The following is a 23,930-nucleotide window of genomic DNA, read 5'->3' on the forward strand; positions in this document are numbered from 1 at the left end:
TCCCATCCAAGGGAATGCGGGGCAGCCGCCCAACAAGCACTAAGGGAAGCTCAGGATGACTAAATCAAACACCGGCAGCTTTACACTCACCGATAATCAGACCGGCAAGAGCTACGACCTTCCAGTCCTGCACGCATCGGTCGGCCCGAATGTGGTCGATGTCCGTAAATTTTATGCCCAGACCGATCACTTCACCTACGACCCCGGCTTTACCTCGACCGGCTCTTGCGAGTCTGCCCTGACATTCATCGATGGCGACAAGGGCATTCTGCTCCATCGCGGGTACCGGATCGAAGACCTAGCCGAAAAATGCACCTTTCTCGAGGTTGCCCATCTGCTTCTGAACGGCGACCTGCCAAACAAGGAACAGAAGGCCAAGTTCGACCACGATGTCACCTATCACACGATGGTGCATGAGCAGCTCAGCAACTTTTATCGCGGCTTCCGTCGCGATGCGCACCCGATGGCGATCATGTGCGGCGTTGTTGGTGCCCTGTCGGCCTTCTATCACGACAGCACCGACATCAATGACGACCATGCCCGCATGGTGGCATCCTTCCGCCTGATCGCGAAAATGCCGACGCTCGCCGCGATGGCGTATAAATATTCCATCGGTCAGCCGTTCAACTACCCGAAGAACGATCTGAGCTACGCTGAAAACTTCCTGCACATGATGTTCTCGGTCCCGGCCGAGGAATACAAGATGAACCCGGTGCTCGCCAAAGCGATGGATCGCCTCTTCATCCTGCATGCCGATCACGAGCAGAACGCATCCACATCGACAGTCCGTCTTGCCGGTTCTTCAGGCGCCAATCCGTTCGCCTGCATCGCGGCCGGTATCGCCTCCCTCTGGGGCCCGGCACATGGCGGCGCGAACGAGGCTGTGCTGACGATGCTCAACGAGATCGGCCACAAGGACAACATCAACGAGTACATCAAGAAGGCGAAGGACAAGGACGATCCCTTCCGCCTGATGGGCTTCGGTCACCGGGTCTACAAGAACTACGATCCGCGCGCCAAGGTTATGCAGGAAAGCTGCCACGAGGTTCTTGAAATCCTCGGTGTCGACGATCCGCTGCTGGAACTCGCGATGGAACTCGAGAAGATCGCGCTTGAGGACGAGTATTTCGTCAGCCGCAAGCTGTTCCCGAATGTCGATTTCTATTCCGGCATCGTGCTGAAGGCGATGGGCTTCCCGACCTCCATGTTCACCGTTCTGTTCGCCGTTGCCCGGACCACGGGCTGGGTCGCGCAGTGGAAGGAAAGCATCGAGGATCCGCAGGCAAAGATCGGCCGCCCGCGCCAGCTCTACACGGGCCCGACCGAACGTCCGTTTGTCGAGCTCGATAAACGCTAAAACATCTCGTCAAATCGATGAAGAAACGGCGGCGCGAAAGCGCCGCCGTTTTCTTATGGGCGATTGGGCGATGGGATGGTTATGGCTGTTCGGGAAGTGCAATACCGGCCGCTTTCGCCACAGCCAGAGCAGCCCGGTCCGACGGTGCGATCTCGCCGGTTCCGAGAATCTCGCGCAGAGCCTCGCCGGCGGCGATACTGCCCCCGCGGGCCTTGCTGTCGTCAAACAGGCGGGCGACGGCAACGGTCAGTGCCTCGGGCGTGCAATTATTCTGCATGAAAAATGGCTGGACCGGCCGCTTCAGGATCCAGTTCGCCAGAACCACGGCCTCCATATTGACAAGCATCCGTCCGATCGGAACCGAGAGCGGGTTGACCTTGTAGCCGACAACCGTCGGAACGCCAGCAAGCGCCAATTCGAGTGTGACCGTTCCCGAAGCAGCCAGCGCTGCATTCATGGCAGAGAATGCATCATATTTATCGTCGGGATTTTCCAGAATGACCGGCTGCAAGGGCCAGGATTTCACCCCTTCCCGCACCATCTCCGCAACACCGGGAACGGTTGGAATCACGACACGCAGGTTTGGATAACGCGGAGCCAGACGCTTCACGGTCTCGCCAAACCCCGGGAGCAACCGGCGCACTTCACCCGGGCGGCTGCCCGGCAGCACACCAAGAACCGGTACCTTCGGCAGAATCCGTGTCCGCGCGCGCAGGCGGGCTCCGTCACCATCCGGTTGCACCGATGCCGGATGGCCGACGAACGTGGTCTTGAGACCATGCTCCTCGAAATAGGGAGGCTCGAACGGGAACAGGACCAGAAGCTCATCCAGGAACTTCGAGATGGTCTTCGCCCGGCCCGGCCGCCAGGCCCAGACGGTCGGCGCTACCATATGCAGCAATGGAAATGGAATGTTCTGGCCCGCGGCGCGGCGCTTGAAGAGACGCTTCTGCACACGCAGACTGAAAGCCTTGGAATCGATCGTCAGCAAAATATCCGGTTGCAGCTCCAGGATATTGTCCACGGTCTGGCCGATGCGCCGCAACAGCTTCGGGGCATGCGGAAGAATCTCGAAAACCCCCAGCACCGCCATTTCCGATATCGGAAACAGGCTGGTCAGGCCTTCGTCCGCCATCCGGTCTCCGCCAACACCGGCGAAACGCACCTGGCCGCCCGTCATCCTTTTAAGGGATTTCATCAGGCCAGCGGCAAGCACGTCGCCTGACGCTTCACCGGCGACGATATAAACCAGCGGCGTCCGTGCCGCAGGCTGGTTCACGACAGGCTTCCCTGGAGGCCGTCGATACCAACGAGGAACAGCCCGGCCGCATTCGCGGCTTCCACGGCAATCTCGCGATCGACAAGAAGCGTCGCGCCAGCCTCTACGGCAATGCCCCGGAATCCGGCTGCGGCAGCTCCCCGGATTGTATCCGGTCCGATCGTCGGCAGGTCAGCACGACGCTCCTGCCCGCGTTTACGCATCTTGACCAGCACCGGCCCCTCCGCACTCTCACGTTTCAGTCCTGCGGTACGGGCAATCATTGCATCGGTTCCCTCGACGGCTTCCACAGCCAGGACCAGGCCCTCCTGAACAGCGACAGCCTGTCCGACATCAGCCGGGCTCAGCGCTTCCAGAACGGCCTTTCCGCGCGCTATATCAAACTCTGCGGTCTCGTCCGGAGCACGGTCTGTGATTGCCCCCGAGGGCATCAGATAGCCGCCAAGAACATCATCGATCCCGACCACGCTAAATCCATCGCCTTCCAGCTCCTCGATGATAACGGAAAGCAGACCGTCATCGCCAAACGCCTTGCGCCCGGCCTTGGCCAGCATCTTGGCTGACCGCAGATCGAGAGACATGTCCGAAAAAGCCGGCCTGCGCATCGGCCCGGCCATGACCACCTCTTCCACCAGGGCGTCTTTCAGGTGCTTCAGCGTGGCACTGGTCGCACCAAGCCGCACCCATGCATGATCCAGCCCCTCAACAGTGGCCTGATCCGTTTGCCCTTCGAAGGCGATGACAAAGACGCCGTCTCCATCGCTCAGCCGACGTTCAGCAATACGGCGGGGCAGCACCCCGCCGCCGGCGAGAATTCCCAGCTTCGGCATGATGGTCTCAAGTCCTGCCAGGCTGGCAGATGGCGCCACGGCTGCCGGTGGCGCGGATGAAACCAACGATATCCGCCACGGCTTCGTGATCGCTGAATTCACGGGCGACAGAGTCCACACGTTCCTGGAACGTGCCTTCATCCGCGAACAGCAGCCGGTAAGCCTTGCGCAGCTCGGCAATCTGCTCCTGGGTGAACCCCCGGCGCTTCAGGCCGATCAGGTTGAGCCCGGACAGCCGTGCCCGGTCCCCCATCACGGTTCCAAACGGGATCACGTCATTCTCGACACCGGTAAGGCCGCCAATCATGGCGTGCTTGCCGATGCGCACGAATTGTCGCGCAGCGCTAAGCCCGCCGAGAATGGCGTACTCACCAACAGTCACATGCCCTGCCAGGGTCGCATTGTTTGCCAGTATGACATTGTCACCAACGATGCAGTCGTGCGCCACGTGAGAGGCAGCCATGAACAGGCAGCCGTCTCCCACCTTGGTCAGCATCCCGCCACCTTCGGTGCCGATATTCATGGTGACATGCTCGCGGATCACATTCCGGGCACCGATCACCAGTTCGGACGGCTCCCCGCCATATTTCAGGTCCTGGGGAATCTGCCCGATGGACGAGAACGGAAAGATCTCTGTTTCCGCGCCGATGCTGGTCCGGCCATCAAGGACGACATGAGCATGCAGACGGCAGCTGTCTCCCAGAACGACGTTCGGGCCGATGACGCAATACGGGCCGATCTCGACCCCGGAGCCGATCTCTGCGGCTTTATCGACAATCGCGGTCGGATGGATGCTGCGCTCTTGCGATGTCATCCCCTAGCTGTCCACGATCATCGCGGAGAATGTCGCCTCGGCAACCAGCACGCCGTCGACTTTCGCCGCTCCGGTGAATTTCCAGACCGGTCCCCGGTTCCTGGATTTCTCCACATGAATCTTGATCTGATCACCAGGAACCACGGGCTTGCGGAAACGGGCATCGTCGATGGTCATGAAATAGACCAGCTTGCCTTCCGCTTCCTTGCCCAGAGTGGCCACGACAAGACAACCGGCGGTTTGCGCCATGGATTCGATGATCAGGACGCCCGGGAAAACCGGACGGGTCGGGAAATGACCCTGAAAAAAGTTCTCGTTGATCGAGACATTCTTGACCCCGACCGCTTTCACGCCGAGCTCGATTTCCTCGATTTTATCCACCATGAGAAACGGATACCGGTGCGGGATCAGTTCCATCACCCGGTTTACGTCAATATCGGTTTCGACAGCCGTTCCGACTTCAATATCTGCGGCGCCCATCAGTTCTCCAGATCTTTGTTGCGTCGCCCCAAGGACTTGATAGCAGCCACCTGACGGCGGAAATCTCTTATTGGCACGGCCGGAGCCCCACCGATTTTTTCACCCGGCGCGGTCGTGCTCGTAACCCCGGACTGTGCTGCAACCTGCACGCCGTCACCGAGCTCGATATGGCCGGCCACACCGACCTGCCCCGCGAGAACCACGTAATTGCCGATTTTCGCGCTTCCGGCAATACCGGCCTGACCACAAATGATACAGCCTTTGCCAACCTGAACGTTGTGGCCGATCTGAACCAGATTATCAATCATGGTCCCACGGCCAATCACCGTATCCGGGCCACTGCCCCGGTCGATACAACTGTTCGCACCGATTTCCACATCATCCTCGATGATCGCCCGGCCAAGCTGCGGCATCTTGATGACACCGGCTTCATCCACTTCGAATCCGAACCCGCGCGTCCCGATCCGGGCTCCCGGATAGATCACCACACGCGCCCCGATCAGGCAGTGGGAAAGCGACGCGTTTTCACCGACAACGGTGCCTGCGCCAACCTCGACATTCTCGCCGACGATGGCGTTGGCTTCGACCCTGACCCCGTCCCCAAGCTTCGCACCGGCCGAAATCACCGCGCCCGGTCCGACGGAACAATCTTTGCCCAACATTGCCGCGTCATCAATTGCCGCAGTTGGGGAAATGCCTGTCGACGGGCGGTCTTCCGGATAGAACAGGGTCGCGATTTTGGCGAATGCCCGGCGAGGCCGGTCGCTGACGATCAGGGCAAGCCCATCTGGCGCCCGGTCGGCAATATTGCGCGGCAGGATACAGATAGCCGCCGCGGATGAACTCAGGGCTCCCACATAGCGTCTGTTCTCAACGAAACAGATGTCGCTGGCCGTCGCCTCTTCAATGGAGGCGATATCCTCGATTACCAGTTCCGGATCAGGACAGTTCAGCAATTCGCCACCAACGCGCTCGGCAAGGTCAGCGGCGGAATATGTTCCTGATTTTCTGAAGAATCTCTTGTCCGGCATCGCGCGGCATCAATCGCTTCTAGTTCTGCGTTTCAGTAAAGGTCACCTTGACCTTCGGCAGCTTCTTGTTCAGGCGTTTCATGATCTCTTCGGTAACATCGATTTTACGATCCCCGAGGAAAATCTGATTCTTGAACAAGACCAGCCCGACACCAACTTCGCCGGCAACTTCAGCGACGATCTCGATCATCGTCTGGCGCACCTGGCCGTTTGCCCGGCCATAGGCCTGGTCCAGCTGGCGCTTCATTGCCTGGCCGTCCCGCTGCAGGGCCGCGATATTCTGCTGGTGCTCACGGACACGCGCCTGGAAGACTTCATTGGCGAGAATGGCCTGCTGTTGCGCCAAAGCCTTTTCGGCTTCACGCACATCGGCTTCACGCTGCTGGAAGTCCTTCTCGTAGACCTTCCGGCGGCTCTCGACCTGCTCGCGGATATCCTTCGCCGCATCGGATTGGCGCATAATCTGCTGCACATCGACAACGGCCACACTGACCGGCTCGATCTTGTCGAGCGCATCCGCCGGGGAAACCGCGACGGCGGTCGTCAGCGAAACGGCAAGAAGAACCCCTGCAAGGACTCTAGAAGCGCGTTCCGAAACTGAACCTAAAGATTTCAGTATCATCAGCATCGTCCTTCAATATTGCTTGCGCCACATCGACGCGGATCAACCCAAACGCCGTGGCCCAGGAAATACCCGTACCCACTGACGCTCGTAAACTCGTGCTGTCGATGATTTCCGGTCCGCTTTCATCGATCCCGTAGAGCGAGCCGACATCGGTAAACACGAACCCTTTGATCCCAAGATCACCAGGCAGGCCAAGCGGGAAGCCGACCTCGGCCGTGCCGACATAATATGTATTGCCGCCCAGGGCATCATCACTGTCCCTGTCCCGCGGACCTATGCCATTCCGGGCGAAACCACGGAAATTGTTACCACCGACAAAGAACCGTTCCGCGATTCCGACATCTTCACCCAGTCCAACGATGTGTCCACCCTCACCGATCAGGCCAAGGACATAATCGTCAATCAGCGGAATGTAATAGGAGCCGCGAAGGGTCGTCCGGAAATGCGACACCGTACCGCCGAGCCCGGCGACATCGTTGGACACACTTATGAAATAGCCTTTGGTCGGATCATTCCTGTTGTCCCGCATATCGAGAGACAGGGTGTGACCAACCTGGGAAACGGTCTGGGAGCCTTCCTGGTCCTGCACGAAACGGGAAGCATCATCGTCCACATCCCGGATCTCCGTGGTCTTCAGCAGGTAGTTGACCGAATGCCGGAGATCCTCTCCAAGATCGTATCCCGCGCGCAGACGGAAACCACTGCTCTCTTCCTTGAAGGAGCTCTCGTCCGTTTCATCCCGGACGATCCTGAACAGATCAATACCGGCAGCCACGTCCCGATCCATGAAATAGGGCTCGGTGAAGCCGAGATCGAACTGCTGGCGGTTGACCGAGCCGGAGAACTTGAGGCGGAGATCCTGTCCCCGGCCAAGCAGGTTACGCTCCCGGATCCCGATATCGCCGATCACACTGTCCACGGTCGAAAAGCCGACACCGAAGGAAATTTCCCCGGTCGACTGTTCCTCGACAGTGGCGGTAATGACGGTCCGGTCCGGCTGCGAGCCTTCCCGGTTCTGCACATCCACGGTCTTGAAGAAGCCAAGGTTACGAACACGCCGGGTGGAGCGCCGCATCTTCGAGGTATTGAAGGCATCGCCTTCGGCAAGCTGGAATTCCCGCCGGATAACCCGGTCAAGCGTCCGCACATTGCCTTCGATATCGATCCGCTCAACGAAGACCTTGGGCCCCTCGCCGACAAAGAAGGTGATGCCAACAGTCTTGCCTTCGACATCCTGGTGCGGTTGCGGGCGGATATCCACGAAGGCGAAACCGAGAGTGCCGAGATAATCGACAATCCTGTCCACGGCATCGTCAACCTGGTCTGCGTTGTAGATCTCGCCGGGAACAATCTCCACCAGCGGACGCAGCGCTTCTTGTTCGATATTTTTCAGACGGATATCGAAGTCCATATCCCCGAAAGTATACTGGTTGCCTTCTTCCATCGTGAAGGTGACAACGAAATCCTTCTGGTCCGGCGTCAGCTCGGCGACAGCATTGAGGACTTTGAAGTCCGCATAGCCTTCGCTCAGATAGTGCCGCCGGAGCAATTCACGGTCGAAGCTGAGACGATCGGGATCGTAGGTGTCCGTGGTCGTCAGAATGCGCCAGAAGGCATATTCCTTGGTCTGGATCACATCGCGCAGCTTGGAATCGCTGAAAGCCTTGTTGCCGATAAAGGAGATCGACCGGATCCGGGTCAGCGGTCCTTCATCGATCTCGAACACCAGATCGACACGGTTCTGTTCTAGCTGGATAACCTTCGGCTCGACCGTCGCGGCGAAACGTCCGCTCAGGCGATACACATCAAGAATGCGCTGAACGTCCTGCTGCACCCGGGTCCGGGTGAAGACGCGCCGAGGCTGCAATTCGACCTCGCGCTCCAGCTCTTCGTCCTTGATACGCTTGTTGCCCTCGAAGGCAATCCGGTTGATCACCGGGTTCTCGACGACCGTGACAGTGATGCGGCCACCCGCGGGGCGAAGATTGACATCGGCAAACAGGCCCGTGCCAAACAGCGCTTTCAAGGACCTGTCCAGCGTGGCGGCGTCAACAGTGTCACCAACCTTGACGGTCATGTAGGAGCGTACCGTTTCCGGGTCCACGCGCTGGGTTCCGACCACTTCGATCTCATCGACCTGCATGGTCTGCGCGTACGCAGGCGAAATGCCGCCCGGCACATGCGGAGCCCCAAAAAATCCAACCGCGAGGGCGGCTACGGCGACAAACAAACGGGCAAGCGTCAGTCGTGCCGTCACATCAAACTCCGCAAACACTTATCAAACCCTGTGAAGGTCAGTCCGGTGGCGGACTATAGACTGGTTGGAACACTCATTAAACCAGTGATTCCGTTGATAATTCGAAAACTTACGGAGCCTCATATCCGGCATGCCCGCTATCAGCCGAAAATCGCACCTATTTTCTGTATGAACGAATTGCTGACAATGTCATTCCAGGTGACGAACACCATGAGTGCGATGACCAGCGACAGTCCTGCCACGGACGCATATTCCCTGAAACGCTCATTAAGCGGGCGGCCGCGAATCGCTTCCGCCGCATAGAACACCAGATGCCCGCCATCGAGCACCGGAATCGGGAACAGATTGATCAGGCCGAGATTGACGGAAAGCACGGCCATGAACCAGAACGTCGTGTCCCAGCCCTGCTTTGCCACTTCCCCGGACATCTGGGCGATCTTGATCGGCCCGCCGAGTTCTTCCGTGCCGCGTGAGCCGGTGATCATCTGGCCAACGGCACGGAGCGTCTGTGCCGTCATGTTGTAGGTCTCCACGGTCGCGCTCCAGAGCGCGTCCAGAGGACCGTGCTTGATCATGGCGACATTGTTGCTGCGCACCCCAAGCTGACCGAAGCGGAGCGTGTTACCGAACCGGTCCTCGGTGACGATCTCTTTCGGCGTAATGGTCAGATTGAGTTCAGACTCGCCCCGGCGCACGATCATCGGCAAAGGCGTGCCGGGGTTTTCACGCACGACAACCTGCAGATCCCCGAACCGCGTGACCTCGGTGCCGGCTATTTCCAGCACACGGTCGCCGGCCTCAAGACCGGCCGCCGCCGCCGCACTCTCCGGCATGACCTCATCGATCGTCGCCGGCGCATAGCGCTGTCCCACGACCATGAAAAGCCCAGCCAGAACGACAATCGCGAAAATGAAATTCGCGGCCGGGCCGGCGGCAACGATGGCAATACGTTGCGCAACGCTCTTGTAATGGAAGGAAACCGCCTTCTGTTCCGGCGACATCTCCTCGAGGCCTTCGGAGGTGGCGCTCGCGGGATCCGCGTCGCCATACATCTTCACGTAACCACCCAGCGGGATCGCCGAGACCTTCCAGCGGGTATCATTCTTGTCATTCCAGCCGAAGAGTTCCGGGCCAAACCCGATAGAGAACACCTCGACCCGGACACCGGCGCGCCGGGCGACCCAGTAATGCCCCAACTCATGGACAAAAACCAAAACCGTGAGAATCAGCAAGAACGGGATCAGGCTTCCAGCGAAACCAGTCAGAAATTCCATGGCGACGGCGATCCTCAGAACGGTTTGTTACGATTGGTACTATTTAGAGACGCTTGGCCTCAATCTCAATGGCGCTCTCGGAGACGCGAACAGGTGCCGCCGTCCGGCGGCCGCGCGAAATCAGCTCCCGCGCCTGTGCGCGAACATCAAGATCAAGCGCGATCACATCGTCGATTGTCTTCGCGACACCTGCATTTACGGTCTGCATTGCGTCTCCCACGAGTTCCGCAATCCCCGTGAACGGGAGCCGCTTGTCCAGAAAAGCTTCCACACCAATTTCGTTGGAAGCATTCAGGATCGCGGGATGCGCCCCACCAGAGCGAAGGGCTTCACGCGCCAGTGCCAGTGCGGGGAAACGCTCCATGTCAGGCGCAAAGAAAGTCAGCTTGGCGATCTCGGTAAGATCGAGCTTCTGGACTGTGGTTTCCATCCGCTCTGGCCAGGCCAGCGCATAGGAAATCGGGGTTCGCATGTCCGGCATGCCGAGCTGCGCCAGCACCGAGCCGTCCGAGTAAGCCACCATGCTATGGATGATCGATTGCGGGTGAACCAGAACGTCTATCCGGTCCACATCCAGATCGAAAAGATGCGCGGCTTCAATAACTTCAAGCCCCTTGTTCATCATGGTCGCGGAATCAACCGAGATCTTGGAGCCCATGCTCCATTGCGGGTGCGCCACCGCTTCCTCGGGCGTCTTCCGGGCCATCTCCGCCAGCGTTGCATCCCGGAACGGTCCCCCGGACGCCGTCAGCACGATCTTGTCGATGGCCTTCCGCCGGTGCTGCTCGAACACCTGGAAAATCGCATTGTGCTCTGAATCGACCGGCAGCAGCGTCGCGCCCGAGGCCTCGACCTCCCGCATCATGATATCGCCGGCGGAAACGAGGCATTCCTTGTTAGCAAGCGCCACCGTCGCACCGCGGCGGACCGCCGTCAGCGTGGGCAGCAGACCGGCACACCCGACAATAGCAGCCATGACCCAATCAGACGGGCGTGCAGCAGCCTCGCAGACAGCGGCATCACCTGCTGCAATCTCGATTCCGGTTCCGGACAGGGCATTCTTCAGATCGGCATACCCATCCGGATCGGCAATCGCGACAAATTCGGGTTTCAGCGCGTGCGCGAGCTGCGCCAGACGCGCGACGTTACGGCCACCAGAAAGGGCCACCACGGAGAAGCTGCCGGGATTTGCCAGCAGCAAGTCCGTCGTACTGCCTCCGACGGAGCCAGTGGCACCGAGGATGGAAACAGACTTGCGTTGCTGATTCTGCATTGTGTCAGTCGTTCTCAGCATGTCGCCTTAGGGCCATGTCCAGAGCAGTATGCTCTTCCCGGAGAGAAGCATCAGTGCCGCCGCCAAGGGCAGAACGGTGACCTGACCGTCTACCCGGTCAAGAATGCCGCCATGCCCGGGTATCAGGCGCCCGGAGTCCTTAACATCGAAATAACGCTTCAGGGCTGACTCGGCAAAGTCACCCGCCTGCGCGACGATGGCGATGACTGCCCCCGCGAGGGCAATAAGACCAGGTTCATGGCCGAGATTCAGAGCCAGAAGCGCGCCGAAACCGGCACTTCCGGCCATTCCGCCGATCAGCCCCGCCCAGGTCTTGTTCGGGCTGACCCGCGGCCAGATTTTCGGCCCGCCGATAGTGCGGCCGGCAGCGTAAGCCGCAACATCGGTGATCACCACTGAAAGCGCCAGCCACAGGGCCGTATCGAGCCCGTGATCAGGCATTACCCGCACCCAGTAGATGGCGAATGCGGGGGCGAATGCGATCAACAGGCCCGGAAGCAGCTTCAATGTCCAGGCACCGGTCAGCAGGCGCACCGCAACCGCATGGACCAGCGGCAGCCCGCACAAAGCCAGTAATGCCGATGGCAGCCACAGACTGCAGGCAGCCAGCCCAACAAGCATGGCGGCAACCAGAGCCGTCAGACGGCTGATCGCCGGTGCGCTGCCCGGTGCAACCAGATTGCACCATTCCCAGGCCATGGCAGCGGAAAGCAGCGCCACGAGTATCAGAAAATAATAATTCCCGAGCCAAAACAGCAGAATGACCGGAGGCAGAATGACAATGGAGGACACAATCCGCAGAACAAGCTCCCGCGAACGGCCAGCGGAGGCGGGTGCCTGTACGGGACCGGGGCCTACACCATCCGGCGCCGGATCATTCTCTCTACCCGGCATCTCCAGGTCAGCCGACGGCAGCGCCGAAGCGCCGGTCCCGCTGACAGAATTCGTCAATGGCTTCACTCAGCTGATCCTTGCCGAAATCGGGCCACAGCGTCGGCAGGAACACATATTCCGAATAGGCGCACTGCCACAGCATGAAGTTCGAGATTCGTTTCTCGCCACTGGTCCGGATCAACAGATCCGGATCCGGAATATCCGCCGTTTCAAGCGCTTCGCCAAACATCTGTTCGCTGATCTGATCCGGCTTCAGGGCACCATCGGCAACCAGCTGCGCCAGACGGCGCGCCGTGCCGACAATTTCGGCACGCCCGCCATAGCTGAGCGCAATAGTCAGGACCAGGCGGTCATTCTCCCTGGTCAGACGCTCTGCCTGCTCGATCAGACTGACGATATCGCGATCAAGCCGCGCCCGGTCGCCGATCACCCGGAACCGGACGCCCTTCTCATGCAGCTCTGCAATCTCGCTTTTCAGATAGCGGCGCAACAGCCCCATCAGGTCGAGAACCTCCATCTTCGGCCGTTTCCAGTTCTCCGAGGAGAACCCGAACAGCGTCAGATAGCCGATCCCGAGATCGATCGATGCCTCGACGGTACGCCGTACCGCTTCCGCGCCACGCTGATGGCCAACCGTACGCGGCAATCCCCGTGCGTTCGCCCAACGGCCATTGCCATCCATGATGATGGCGATGTGACGCGGATGTTTTGGTTGTTGTTGTGCGTCGGATTCAGCCATCGGTCAGACCTGCATGATCTCCTTTTCCTTGGTGCCGAGCGCCTCGTCGATACGGGAGACGAACTTGTCCGTCATCTCCTGCACTTCCTCTTCGTAGAGGTGGCGCTCGTCCTGGGAAAGGTCGCCATCTTTTTCGGCCTTTTTAAGGCTGTCCATGCCGTCACGGCGGACATTGCGGACCGCGATGCGGGCCGACTCGGCATATTTCGCCGCGACCTTGGCAAGCTCCGCGCGGCGCTCTTCGGAAAGATCCGGCAGCGGAATACGCAGAAGCTGGCCATCGACCTGCGGGTTGAGACCGAGATCGGACTCGCGGATCGCTTTTTCAACCGCCTTGGTCATGGACTTGTCCCAGACCTGGACGGTGAGCATGCGCGGCTCCGGCACGCCCACGGTGCCGACCTGATTGATCGGCATCTTCGAGCCATAGGCATCAACCACGATAGGCTCAAGCAGATTGACGGAGGCTCGGCCGGTCCGGAGGCCCTGGAATTCTTTTTCCAGAGCGGAAATTGCGCCGTCCATGCGGCGCTTGAGATCGTCGAGATCGGGTCCTTCAGACATTTTTATTCAGCCTTCTCGCTTATGATTGTGAAGGTACCGCGTCCGCGGATGACATCCGCAAAAGCTCCCACATTCTCTATCGAAAAGACAAGGATCGGAATGCTGTTCTCGCGTGCGAGCGAGATCGCCGATGCATCCATGACCCTGAGGTCCTTCGACAGAACATCCATGTAGGTCAGCTGATCGTAGCGTACCGCGTCCTTGGAGAGTGCAGGATCGGCATCATAGACGCCGTCGACCTTTGTCGCCTTCAGCATCGCGTCGCAGCCCATTTCGGAGGCCCGCAGCGCGGCAGCGGTATCGGTCGTGAAAAAGGGGTTGCCGGTGCCCGCGGCGAAAATCACCACCCGGCGCTTTTCCATGTGGCGCACGGCCCGGCGGCGGATATAGGGCTCCGCCACTGCGGAAATAGGCAGAGCGGAGAGCACCCGGCACGGCACGCCAATGCCCTCGAGTGCGCTCTGCATGGCAAGGGCGTTCATCACCGTCGCCAGCATGCCCATATAGTCGGCGGTAGCCCGTTCCATCCCCTTCGCGGCAGCGGAAACGCCGCGAAAGATATTGCCGCCACCAATGACGACGCAGACTTCGCCACCCAGGTCCCAAACGGATCTAATCTCGTTCGCGACCTGGGAGACCATATCCGGGTCAAGGCCATAGGCCCTTTCGCCCATAAGGGCTTCACCCGAAATCTTCATCAGAACCCGTTTATACTTGGGAGCCGGCGGCTCCTGACCTTCTTCGATCGCCGTCATATTGCTCTCCCCCGTATAATTTCAGGTCCCATCCTGCCGATTAGCTGCCCAGCGTGGCTGCCACTTCGGCGGCAAAGTCTTCTTCTTCCTTTTCGATGCCTTCGCCAAGCACGAAATGGCGGAAGCCGACGAGCTTCACCTCGGTACCGAGTTCCTTTGCGGCATTCTCGATAACCTTGGAGACCTTGTTCTCGTTGTCGATCACGAAGGTCTGCTCGAGCAGGACGACTTCCTGATAATATTTGCGGATACGGCCTTCGACCATCTTCTGGGCGATCTCTTCCGTTTTACCGGAGGCTTTCGCCTGATCCACGAGAACGGCACGCTCGCGCTCGACCAGCTCCGGATCGAGATCGTCGACGGAGAGGCTCTGCGGGGACGTCGCGGCGACATGCATGGCGAGCTGCTTGCCAAGCTCGGAAAGCTTGCCGGCATCCGCGGTCGATTCCAGCGCGATCAGCACGCCGATCTTGCCAAGGCCCGGTACGACCGCGTTATGGACGTAGGGAACGACAACGCCGTTGGAGACAGAGATCGACACGGCGCGGCGGATGCTCATGTTCTCGCCGATGGTGGCGATGTTGTGAGTCAGCTGCTCTTCCACGGTACGGCCGGTTTCCGGATAGGCCGTGCTCTTCAGCGCATCGACATCGTCGCCATTGGCGAGAACGAGGCTTCCAAGCGTAGACACGAAACCCTGGAACTCGGCATTACGGGCAACGAAGTCGGTTTCCGCATTGACCTCGATCAGCGCACCCTTGTTGCCTTCGGTCACAACAGCGACCAGACCTTCGGCAGCCACGCGGCCAGATTTCTTGGCGGCAGCGGCAAGACCTTTGGTCCGCAGCCAGTCGATCGCGGCTTCAATATTGCCGTCGGTTTCGCCCAGCGCCTTTTTGCAATCCATCATGCCCGCGCCGGACTTCTCGCGCAGTTCCTTAACCATCGCAGCGGTGACAGCCATCGTCTTCCTCTTTTCGTTGCTCATGCCGTCCGATCCCCTGTCGGGGCCGGCGGGCCTGTCAAACAATCGTAACTTTTCGAACCCATCTCGTAACGGCGGCGGCTCCGCTTGTGCGTGCCGCCGCTATCACGATCAGTATAGCAAACCGGAGCGATTAGGCGCTTGCGGTTTCCGTAGCAGCAGCTTCGGCAGCCGGCTCAGCAGCGGCTTCGGCCGGAGCTTCGGCAGCGGCCTCAACAGCCGGTTCGACCGGAGCTTCTTCCGACTCGCCGACATCGGTGCCGGAAGCCATCATTTCTTCCTGCAGACCGGCGAGAACGGTATTACCGACCAGCTCGCAATACAGCGAAACGGCGCGCATCGCATCGTCGTTACCCGGGATCGGGTAGCTGATGCCCTTCGGGTCGCTGTTGCTGTCCAGGATGGCCACGACCGGAATACCCAGCGTGTTGGCTTCCTGAATGGCAAGCTGTTCCTTGTTGGTGTCGATCACGAACATGATGTCCGGAAGGCCACCCATTTCCTTGATGCCACCGAGGGAGCGATCGAGTTTCTCGCGCTCGCGGGACAGGTTGAGCTGCTCTTTCTTGGTCAGACCCTGCATGCCCTGCTCGAAACGCTCTTCCAGCTCTTTCAAGCGGCGGATCGAGTTGGAGATGGTCTTCCAGTTGGTCAGCATGCCGCCGAGCCAGCGGTGGTTGACGTAATACTGACCGGTCTTGGACGCGGTCTCGGCAATTACATCAGCAGCCTGGCGCTTGGTGCCGACCATGAGCACGCGGCCACCGGACGCGGTGACGTCGCGGATCGCGGACAGGGCGCGATACAGAAGCGGAACCGTCTGCTGCAGGTCGAGAATGTGAACATTGTTGCGGACGCCAAAGATGTACTCTTCCATCTTCGGGTTCCAGCGGCGCGTGTGATGGCCGAAATGGACACCAGCTTCAAGCAGCTGGCGCATCGTAAACGTGGGAACGCTCATCTTTCCGTCTTTCTCCGGTTATGCCTCCACGGGTTTTGCCCAGGCACCTGCCCGGACACCGGAGCGCTGCGCCGGGATGTCTCCCCGACACCGCGCACACCCGTGTGCGTGATGAATGCGCGGTTTCTAATGTCTACGAAGGCTAAATGCAAGGGGCAAGACACAGGTAAATGTTACGCTGGCGATTAACTCCGGCCCCGAACAGCCCCCCTTATCGCTTCCGCCATCGCTCCGGCGAGGTCCGACCGGGCTGCCCCGCCGACCAGGATCGCGCGATTGGATGCAGGCAGTTCCGGAAAACCTTCCGCGGATGAAAGAATCCGCATTCCCGGCTCCACACATCCCAGGGGCAGAACACCAACCGCAAGTCCCGCGCGGATTGCGGATCGCAGACTGGAGAAACTCTGGCTCGTATAGGCTACCCGCCAGCCGCGTCCCGCACGCTTCAACGCCTCCGTCGGCAGACGGCACCAGGGGCACCCACGATCAAGCAGGGCCAATGGTACATCCTCGCTTTGGTTCAGAACCATGCGATCCCGCGCCACCCAGACCGTGGGCTCCGATAAAAGGGGCTCCCCCGGAACCGACTCAGGTGCCGAACATATTGCGACATCGAGACGCCCGCCTTCCACAGCGGCGGCGAAAGCCGAGGTACATCCCGATTCAACAACGATCTCGACTCCCGGATTGCGGTTGCTGAAATCGGCCAGGGCCGCTTCAAAGACCGTATCGTCATAATCGTCCGGAATGCCGATCCTCAACCGGCCGGACAGCGGCGTCTCGAACAGCCGGGCCGTCCGCTCGAATTCAGCGAGGGTACGCCGGGCCGCTGGTAACAGCTGCTCTCCCGCCGGGCTGAGGCGCATGCCCCGTGCACCACGCTCGAACAGCGTGACCCGGAGGGCCTCTTCCAGCTTGCGCAACTGCACGCTGACGGCCGACTGCGTCCGGTTCAGCCGGGATGCTGCCTGGGTCAGATTTCCGCATTCCGCGATCACGATAAAAGTGCGCAGCAAATCGTTGTTCAGCGCCATAGCGTTCGTTTTTTACGATTTCATTGATTATTTCAATTCATTTTTTCGAATATCTGCACGTCTCTATGGTGCCCCCTCAACGTCACTCACTTCCACCGGAGCGCCCGAAGCACATGCCCCTCGAAACAATTCTTCTTCTGTTTTCTATCGGCCTCGTCGGAGGCGTGTGGAATGCGATCGCCGGCGGCGCCACATTGTTCACCTTCCCCGCCCTCATGGCGGTGGGACTGCCGTCACTCGTGGCCAATGCGACCAACTATCTTGCGATGCTGCCGTCCAACCTCAGCGCCCTGCCCGCTTATCGCCAAGAGCTGAGAGAGATCGGGCACCGGGTCTGGCCCTTGATGGCGTACTCGGGTCTTGGGGCTATTTGCGGATCACTCCTTCTAACGGTGTCCGACCCGAAACTGTTCGACGCTCTCATCCCGTTTCTGATTCTGTTCGCTACCGGACTGTTCGCATTCGGCGATCTGCTCCGCGCGCGTGCGATCCGGCATTTCGGCGATCATGCAAGCCAGACCCTGGCCCGTATCGCGCTCTTCGCCTTCTCCATCTACGGAGGCTATTTCGGAGCCGGTCTCGGCATCATCCTGCTCGCCATGGTGCAGATCATGGGCTTTGCGACATTCCATATGGCGAACAGCCTGAAGAACCTGCTCGCGGCAAGCTTCACCATTCTGAGCATCGGTGTTTTCGGCATAGGAGGCCTGATCGCATGGCCGGAAGCCGCCGCGATGATGGTCGGCAGCACAATTGGCGGCTATATGGGCGGCCGCTGCGCAAAATACGTGAACGAGCGCTATCTGCGGATCGCGGTCATCGCTTTCGGCGTACTGCTGTCAGGCGTCTATTTCTACCGCATGGGCAACGCCTGACAGATCCCTCATGTGTTAGGCGGTGACTTCCGTCACCCCGATCATCGAATCCCGGTGGACAAGGGCGGCAAGCGCTTCCTCGCTCATGCCGTCCGTGCCCTCGGGCCGCATCGGCAGGACCATGTAGCGCATGTCGGCCGTGCTGTCGTGGACCCGCACCGCACGGTTATCAGCGATCTCCGTGCCGAATTCACGGAGCACGGCCCGCGGCTCCCGCACAACGCGGGAACGATAGGAGCGGCTCTTGTACCAGTCCGGCGGGATACCGAGGATCCAGCGCGGATAGCAGGAGCAGAGCGTGCAGACCACGACGTTATGCACCTCCGGCGTGTTCTCCAGCACGATCAGCTTCATCGGCCCGATATCGTGCCCGACCTCGGCAATTGCTTCCTTCGGGCTCGCGATCAACCGCTTCTTGAAGTCAGGGTCCGTCCAGGCCCGGGCGACGACAAGCGCCCCGTTCGCCGGGCTGCGGGCATCCATCGCTTCGACCTCGGCGCGGATGTCGTCCGCCGTCACCAGGCCCTTGTCGATCATCAACTCGCGCACCGCCTCTTCCATCAGGCGGTAATAGGTCATGCTGTCATCCTGATCGGCCCGGTGCGGATGATGATGCTCCGGATCGTAGGGATGCAGGTGGTCGTGGTCATGATCGTGGTGGTGATGATGCCCATGATCGTGACCATGATCGTCATGCCCGGTGCTCATGCCGTTTCTCCTTCAGATTCCCCGGCCTGGTCGAGCCAGAACTCGAAGATCTCGATGTCGATTTTATCGTCCTCGTGGCCCTCGTAATCCGACCAGAGATCCTTCTGACGAAAGCGCACCCGGTAGAGCGGTATTTCAGGCGCGCCGTCGCGTCCGAAAGCCAGTTCCTCCGGATTGCGGAAGGCGCCGCAGATTCGCTCCACAATGCCCGTATGCCCGCGCACATAATACGGCGTGCGGATATGGCTCGGCGGAGTCGGCGGGAACTGCTTGTGGACCCGGACCCGGTCGCCGACCGCGAAGCGTGCCATCAGCACCCTCCTCCGGCGCTGCCTTCCGGCATCACGCCGTCCGGATAGCGCGCCCTAACTTCTTCAATCTTGGCACCGAGTTCGTCCGCGGTAAACACACCACGCTCCAGCAGCGTGTTGGTGACCGAAGAGATCCAGCGCTCATAATAGGTCATGTCGTCATAGGCACTTGGCGGCAGGGCCTCGATGCCCTTGCGCAACTGATCCACCGTCATCAGCTTCAGCCGGTTCGTGCAGATCATCATCAGGGCATCGACCCGCTTTTCCCAAAGCGCGTAATCATGCTCTTCCCGGTCGATCTCGCCCGCCGGAAGGCCGCCCATGTCATGATGGCCGCGCGCGGTAAAATCCCGTTCCATCGCAGCTCCTCCCTTTCAGAATTCAGAGGCCATGCTGGCCAATGTAAGCACGGACCGCAAGCCCGTCCGGATCACGGTTTCACGAGGCAGATAGCCAGGCCGTCATAGCCTTTCGAGCCGACGACCTGCAGCGCCGTCGCATCCACCCGGGGATCGGCCTTGATCATCGCGATCACCTTGCGAACGCCCTGAACATCCAGATCCGCAGTCCCGGCTTCCAGCACCTGGCCCCGGCGCACGACATTATCCACCAGGATCACGCCACCCGGACGGACCAGCTTCATGGCCCATTCGAAATAACCGGGATTGTTCTGCTTGTCCGCATCGATGAAAGCGATATCGAACGGCCCCACGCCATCCGCTTCCACGCCCGGCAAACTGTCGAGCGCTGCGCCGACGCGCACCTCGATCATGTCCTGATACCCGGCGTCCCGGAAATTGGCGCGCGCCACCTCGGCATGCAGTGGCTCGAACTCCAGCGTCACGACCTTGCCGTTTGCCGGAAGCGCACAGGCAAACCAGAGCGTGCTGTAACCGCCGAGCGTGCCGACCTCCAGCACCTTCTTCGCCCCGATCATCCTGGCAATCAGATGCAGGAACTTGCCCTGATTGGCCGAAACGCTGATAGCGGGCAGGTTCGAGGCGTCACTGGCATCCAGCGCTTTCTGGAACCCCGCCTGTTCGGGCACCAGTTCCGCCGTGAAGTAATCGTCGACGGCATTCCAGATTTCCTGGCTCATGCTTGGCTCCGATCCCAGGTGGCGGCGTCCCCGTCGACGGGGAAGAAAGGCCGCTGAACATATTTCCAGTCGAAATTCGCGAGGTTCGGCGAAGTCAATCCCGGCACGTCCACCTCCACGATCCGCTCCGGCGGGAACATGTGGGCGTAACCCGCCCGGAAATGCCCGCGCGACTTGACCACGATGCAGCGCTCGGCAGCCGCATCGATCCCGAATGCGGTCAGATAATCCGGCGAGAGGCACTGGGTCCGTTTGGTAATGCAAACGATCTTGATACCGCCTACTTTCAGCACCGCCGTATCGCCGAGATCCGTCGTCTTGCCCTCGACCATGCCGTAATTGCCGACGAAAACTCCATCGGAGAGATGCAGAATCTCCGCCGTCACGTCGAGCTTGTCAGAGAAGCTGTTGTCTTCCTCGCTGTTCAGCGTGATGTCGATCGTCGCGCCCACACCGGCGGCCTTCGCAGCCCGGACCGCGGCCGGATCGAAAAACACCGCGAAGGTACAGCCGGTCACGCCGGCATCGAGGAAGGCCTTCAGGATATAGGTCGTATTGCCGCGCCCGCCGCCGCCGGGATTATCCGCCGGGTCCGCGAACAGGATCGGCTCGCGGGAAGCATCCGCGCTGACGCTCCTGGCAAGAGTGGCCGCGTCGTCCAGAGCGGTCATCGTCGGGACATAGCGCTGATGATCGTTCCAGGCGGCTTCCGCCAGATCGGTCGCCACGCGTTTCGCGTCTTCGGCGTCCCCCCGGGTTGTCACGATCACCGTCATGCCGTTCTTCGGCGTGTCGCAGAAGGCGAAACCGGAAAGGCAGGTCACGTTCATCACACTGGCATCGAGTTTGGTCTGCCCAAGCCGGATCAGGTCGCCATACGGATGCCCTTCGGCTGTCAGTTGAGTGACCGACGGCGCCACCAGCGGCAACCGGATGCGATAGGATGCGGTCTCCACACCGTCGAACATCTCCAGCATCGCCTTGGCCGCCTCGCAACCGCGCTCATAGAGATCGACATGCGGGTTGGTGATGTAGCCGATCATCAGATCGGTCGCTTCCATCATCTCCTCGGAGACGTTGGCATGCAGGTCCAGCGTCGCGATCACCGGCACGTCCGGCCCGACCACATCACGCACCAGCTTGAAGACCTCACCGTCCGGATCGTGAGTGTGGGTGGCGCAGGCGCCACCATGCTCGCAGATATAGACGCCATCCACCGTGCCGCCGGCTTCCAGATCCGCTTTCAGCTCCGCCAGGAACTCGTTGAAGAACGCTTCCTCGACAGGCCCTGCCGGACATGAGCCGATCACCAGGGCCGGCACCGGCTCCCATCCGGCGGGACCACCGAATTTCTCGTCCATGATATCATAAAACCCGCAGATCCCGAGATGGATCGAGGGATGCTCCGCCCGCGCCTGGCGGTCGATATCGGCGCCCTTGAACCACATGTTCTCTTCGAAATCGGGACGGGAACAGCTCGGGGCGAAGCGATTGGATTCAAGATTGAATCCGCAGATCGCGATACGTTTCTTGCTCATGATAACGGGTCCGGCGGTGATGGAGGGTCAGAGACAGGATGGCCAGCCTAGGACTCTCGGCCCCCGATGCCTACCCCCCGGATGTCATTTGTGAATTGCAGAAATCCTGCAAATCACGCGCATATCCGGCGTAGCAGGCCCCCTTTTCGACGAAGCACAGCTCGAGCGTCCGCTTTCTGTTGGCCTTCTGGTCTTCAAGATTAAGGAGTTTCTGCAAATCCATGCCGAACTTGTGCTGCTCGATCCTGCGTTCCGCCGAGAAGCAGCGCCCCGTCATGGTATGCTCTTCCCAAAGCGTATAGAGGCCGTAACCGGCGCAGAACGTCACCGCTATCCCGCCGACCAGAAACATTATTTTCTGAACAACCGCATCAAACATGCATCACTCCGGATCAGATATCCCGAGCATCGACAATACCGGGCAGCGACTTGATGGCCGCACGGAAATTCGGAGAGATCGTATAGGTTCTGGCGAGCGCCACCTCAACCTCCTCGTGATCCGTGTCGACCACCAGCTTGACCTTGCCGCGCCCCGGCTTCTCCTTGGAGATCATCTCGCAGATATGCGGGATCGGGTCCTGGTCGCGCAGATAGATCTTCAACCCCGCCGCCGTGCCGGAAACCGCCTTGTCCAGCGCCTCGATGCGGGACACGGTGAGCCGGATGCCCTCATCCTCGATCTTCGCGTCGGCCTTCACCAGCAATGACTGCCCCGCCTCCAGCAAGTCCCGATTGACCGCCAGAACCTCGGAGAAGACCGTGACCTCCGTCACGCCCGCCTGATCGGTAAGCTGGACAAAGGCATACCGGTTGCCCCGGCTCGACGTGCGCACGCGGGAGCCGACGACGATCCCGGCGAGAATGATCCGGGCGGAGTTTCCCTTCGCCTTCACTGTGGCGACAATCTGGTCCGAACGGACCACGCCAAGCCGTTCCAGCGATGCGCCGTAAGCATCGAGCGGATGGGCCGAGAGGTAGAAGCCGATGGCGTCGAACTCTTCCTTCAGACGCTCCATCGCCGGCCAGTCAAGCCGGTCCGCCAGCGCGATATCCGGCTCGGGCTCACCCGCGGAGCCGCCGAACATGCTCACCTGGTCCGAGCTGCGCTCCGCCGCCGCCGCGTTGGCGTGACGCATGATTTTCTCGACGCTTTCAAACAACTGCCCCCGGTTCATCGTCAGGCAATCGAAACCGCCTGCCCGAACCAGGTTTTCCATCAGCCGCTTGTTCACCACCGAGCCGTCGATACGGCTGGCGAATTCGTTGATCGACTTGTAGGGGCCGTTCTCCGTGCGCTCCTTGATCAGCGCCTCCATGGCGCTCTCACCGACATTCTTGATCGCGGTGAGTGCGTACCGGATCGCAAGCTCTCCATTCGGGCCGATTTCCGGCACGAAATCGACGAAGGATTTGTTGATGTCCGGGCCGAGCAGATCGATACCGAGGCGCTGGATTTCCTGCCGGAAGACATTCAGCTTGTCGGTGTTGTTCATGTCGTAGGTCATGGACGCGGCCAGGAACTCGACCGGGTAATTAGCCTTGAGATAGGCCGTGTGATAGGCGACCAGCGCATAGGCGGCAGCATGGCTCTTGTTGAAGCCGTAGCCTGCGAAAGCGGCAATCTGGTCGAAAATCTCCGACGCCTTCTCGGCTTTCACATTCTGCTCGACCGCGCCATTCACGAATGTCTCGCGCTGGGCGTCCATCTCCTCCTTGATCTTCTTACCCATGGCGCGGCGCAGAAGGTCAGCGCCGCCGAGCGTGTAGCCGGACAGCCGCTGGGCCGCCTGCTGCACCTGCTCCTGGTAGATCATGATCCCGAAGGTTTCTTTCAGCACCGGCTCCAGAACCGGATGCATGTAGTCCGGCTCCTCCTGCCCGTGCTTGCAGGCGATGTATTTCGGGATGTTCGCCATCGGGCCCGGACGGTAGAGCGCGACGAGCGCGATGATGTCCTCGAAACGGTCAGGTTTCATCCGGCGCAGCACGTCACGCATGCCGGTACTTTCAAGCTGGAACACGCCGGTCGATTCCGCTCGTCCCAGCATGGCGAAGGTCGGCGCATCGTCGAGCGGGACCTGCGAGAGATCGATATGGATATCCCGCCGTTTCAGCAGATCGACCGCATTCTGAAGCACCGAAAGCGTCTTCAGACCCAGGAAGTCGAACTTCACCAGCCCGGCCTGTTCCACCCATTTCATGTTGAACTGGGTCGCCGGCATGTCC

25 protein-coding genes are annotated in these 23,930 nt (G+C 60.2%); 2 read left to right on the forward strand and 23 right to left on the reverse strand.

Going from position 1 to position 23,930, the window contains the following annotated elements:
- Positions 1-55: 55 nt before the first annotated feature.
- Entirely contained in the window at positions 56-1,357 is a 1,302-nt protein-coding gene (locus AAC126_RS07985; RefSeq protein WP_339851920.1) for a citrate synthase, read from the forward strand.
- 79 nt (positions 1,358-1,436) lie between these two features.
- Here the strand turns inward: AAC126_RS07985 and lpxB are convergent, their stop codons facing one another.
- From lpxB to AAC126_RS08065, 16 genes are all read right to left on the reverse strand, one after another.
- Positions 1,437-2,636: a lipid-A-disaccharide synthase gene (lpxB, locus tag AAC126_RS07990; protein ID WP_339851922.1), complete on the reverse strand. Its 1,200-nt coding sequence runs from the start codon at positions 2,634-2,636 to the stop codon at positions 1,437-1,439.
- The gene (lpxI, locus tag AAC126_RS07995) at positions 2,633-3,466 is read right to left on the reverse strand and encodes a UDP-2,3-diacylglucosamine diphosphatase LpxI (RefSeq protein ID WP_339851924.1); all 834 of its coding nucleotides are present in this window, start codon (positions 3,464-3,466) and stop codon (positions 2,633-2,635) included. The genes lpxB and lpxI overlap by 4 nt, the downstream gene beginning before the upstream one ends.
- A gap of 7 nt (positions 3,467-3,473) precedes the next feature.
- A complete protein-coding gene (gene lpxA, locus AAC126_RS08000) occupies positions 3,474-4,280 on the reverse strand; it encodes an acyl-ACP--UDP-N-acetylglucosamine O-acyltransferase (RefSeq protein WP_339851926.1) in 807 nt (268 codons plus the stop codon).
- A 3-nt stretch (positions 4,281-4,283) separates the two neighbouring features.
- Positions 4,284-4,760 carry a 3-hydroxyacyl-ACP dehydratase FabZ gene (gene fabZ / locus AAC126_RS08005; RefSeq protein ID WP_339851928.1) on the reverse strand — a complete coding sequence of 159 codons (477 nt, stop codon included), beginning with the start codon at positions 4,758-4,760 and terminating at the stop codon, positions 4,284-4,286.
- On the reverse strand, positions 4,760-5,791 hold the full coding sequence (gene lpxD / locus AAC126_RS08010; protein WP_339851930.1) for a UDP-3-O-(3-hydroxymyristoyl)glucosamine N-acyltransferase: 1,032 nt from the start codon (positions 5,789-5,791) through the stop codon (positions 4,760-4,762). Before lpxD ends, fabZ begins: the two co-directional genes overlap by 1 nt.
- A 19-nt stretch (positions 5,792-5,810) precedes the next feature.
- Positions 5,811-6,413 carry an OmpH family outer membrane protein gene (locus AAC126_RS08015; protein ID WP_339851933.1) on the reverse strand — a complete coding sequence of 201 codons (603 nt, stop codon included), beginning with the start codon at positions 6,411-6,413 and terminating at the stop codon, positions 5,811-5,813.
- Entirely contained in the window at positions 6,370-8,673 is a 2,304-nt protein-coding gene (gene bamA / locus AAC126_RS08020) for an outer membrane protein assembly factor BamA (protein WP_339851935.1), read from the reverse strand. Before bamA ends, AAC126_RS08015 begins: the two co-directional genes overlap by 44 nt.
- A 140-nt stretch (positions 8,674-8,813) precedes the next feature.
- Positions 8,814-9,947, reverse strand: a complete 1,134-nt coding sequence (gene rseP / locus AAC126_RS08025; RefSeq protein ID WP_339851938.1) for an RIP metalloprotease RseP — start codon at positions 9,945-9,947, stop codon at positions 8,814-8,816.
- 43 nt (positions 9,948-9,990) lie between these two features.
- Positions 9,991-11,220, reverse strand: a complete 1,230-nt coding sequence (dxr, locus tag AAC126_RS08030; protein ID WP_339851941.1) for a 1-deoxy-D-xylulose-5-phosphate reductoisomerase — start codon at positions 11,218-11,220, stop codon at positions 9,991-9,993.
- A 27-nt stretch (positions 11,221-11,247) separates the two neighbouring features.
- Complete coding sequence (locus AAC126_RS08035) at positions 11,248-12,201, reverse strand: phosphatidate cytidylyltransferase (RefSeq protein ID WP_339851943.1); 954 nt, start codon at positions 12,199-12,201, stop codon at positions 11,248-11,250.
- On the reverse strand, positions 12,143-12,874 hold the full coding sequence (locus tag AAC126_RS08040) for an isoprenyl transferase (protein WP_339851945.1): 732 nt from the start codon (positions 12,872-12,874) through the stop codon (positions 12,143-12,145). The genes AAC126_RS08035 and AAC126_RS08040 overlap by 59 nt, the downstream gene beginning before the upstream one ends.
- Before the next feature lie 3 nt (positions 12,875-12,877).
- Positions 12,878-13,438 carry a ribosome recycling factor gene (gene frr, locus AAC126_RS08045; RefSeq protein ID WP_339851948.1) on the reverse strand — a complete coding sequence of 187 codons (561 nt, stop codon included), beginning with the start codon at positions 13,436-13,438 and terminating at the stop codon, positions 12,878-12,880.
- A 2-nt stretch (positions 13,439-13,440) separates the two neighbouring features.
- Positions 13,441-14,193: a UMP kinase gene (gene pyrH / locus AAC126_RS08050; protein ID WP_339851950.1), complete on the reverse strand. Its 753-nt coding sequence runs from the start codon at positions 14,191-14,193 to the stop codon at positions 13,441-13,443.
- A 40-nt stretch (positions 14,194-14,233) separates the two neighbouring features.
- On the reverse strand, positions 14,234-15,157 hold the full coding sequence (gene tsf / locus AAC126_RS08055; RefSeq protein ID WP_339851974.1) for a translation elongation factor Ts: 924 nt from the start codon (positions 15,155-15,157) through the stop codon (positions 14,234-14,236).
- A gap of 154 nt (positions 15,158-15,311) precedes the next feature.
- Complete coding sequence (rpsB, locus tag AAC126_RS08060) at positions 15,312-16,139, reverse strand: 30S ribosomal protein S2 (RefSeq protein WP_339851951.1); 828 nt, start codon at positions 16,137-16,139, stop codon at positions 15,312-15,314.
- Between the two features lie 185 nt (positions 16,140-16,324).
- Complete coding sequence (locus AAC126_RS08065; protein WP_339851952.1) at positions 16,325-17,173, reverse strand: LysR substrate-binding domain-containing protein; 849 nt, start codon at positions 17,171-17,173, stop codon at positions 16,325-16,327.
- 113 nt (positions 17,174-17,286) lie between these two features.
- On the opposite strand from AAC126_RS08065, the gene AAC126_RS08070 reads away from it, so the two are divergent.
- On the forward strand, positions 17,287-18,048 hold the full coding sequence (locus AAC126_RS08070; protein WP_339851954.1) for a sulfite exporter TauE/SafE family protein: 762 nt from the start codon (positions 17,287-17,289) through the stop codon (positions 18,046-18,048).
- 15 nt (positions 18,049-18,063) lie between these two features.
- Here AAC126_RS08070 and nthA read toward each other — a convergent pair whose 3' ends face one another.
- The 7 genes from nthA to dnaE form a co-directional block, all read right to left on the reverse strand.
- Positions 18,064-18,756, reverse strand: coding sequence for a nitrile hydratase subunit alpha (gene nthA / locus AAC126_RS08075; RefSeq protein ID WP_339851955.1), 693 nt, complete (start codon positions 18,754-18,756; stop codon positions 18,064-18,066).
- On the reverse strand, positions 18,753-19,067 hold the full coding sequence (locus AAC126_RS08080) for an SH3-like domain-containing protein (protein WP_339851957.1): 315 nt from the start codon (positions 19,065-19,067) through the stop codon (positions 18,753-18,755). The genes nthA and AAC126_RS08080 overlap by 4 nt, the downstream gene beginning before the upstream one ends.
- On the reverse strand, positions 19,067-19,426 hold the full coding sequence (locus tag AAC126_RS08085; protein WP_339851959.1) for a nitrile hydratase: 360 nt from the start codon (positions 19,424-19,426) through the stop codon (positions 19,067-19,069). Before AAC126_RS08085 ends, AAC126_RS08080 begins: the two co-directional genes overlap by 1 nt.
- A gap of 71 nt (positions 19,427-19,497) precedes the next feature.
- Entirely contained in the window at positions 19,498-20,166 is a 669-nt protein-coding gene (locus tag AAC126_RS08090; protein ID WP_339851962.1) for an O-methyltransferase, read from the reverse strand.
- Positions 20,163-21,704, reverse strand: a complete 1,542-nt coding sequence (locus tag AAC126_RS08095; protein WP_339851965.1) for a M81 family metallopeptidase — start codon at positions 21,702-21,704, stop codon at positions 20,163-20,165. Before AAC126_RS08095 ends, AAC126_RS08090 begins: the two co-directional genes overlap by 4 nt.
- Positions 21,705-21,774: 70 nt before the next feature.
- Positions 21,775-22,083 (reverse strand): hypothetical protein, encoded by a 309-nt coding sequence (locus AAC126_RS08100; RefSeq protein ID WP_339851968.1) that lies wholly within the window; start codon positions 22,081-22,083, stop codon positions 21,775-21,777.
- A 13-nt stretch (positions 22,084-22,096) separates the two neighbouring features.
- A partial coding sequence (gene dnaE / locus AAC126_RS08105) for a DNA polymerase III subunit alpha (protein WP_339851971.1) occupies positions 22,097-23,930 on the reverse strand: 1,834 nt, incomplete at its 5' end.

Source organism: uncultured Nisaea sp. (genome assembly GCF_963974195.1).
Taxonomy (GTDB): Bacteria; Pseudomonadota; Alphaproteobacteria; order Thalassobaculales; family Thalassobaculaceae; genus Nisaea.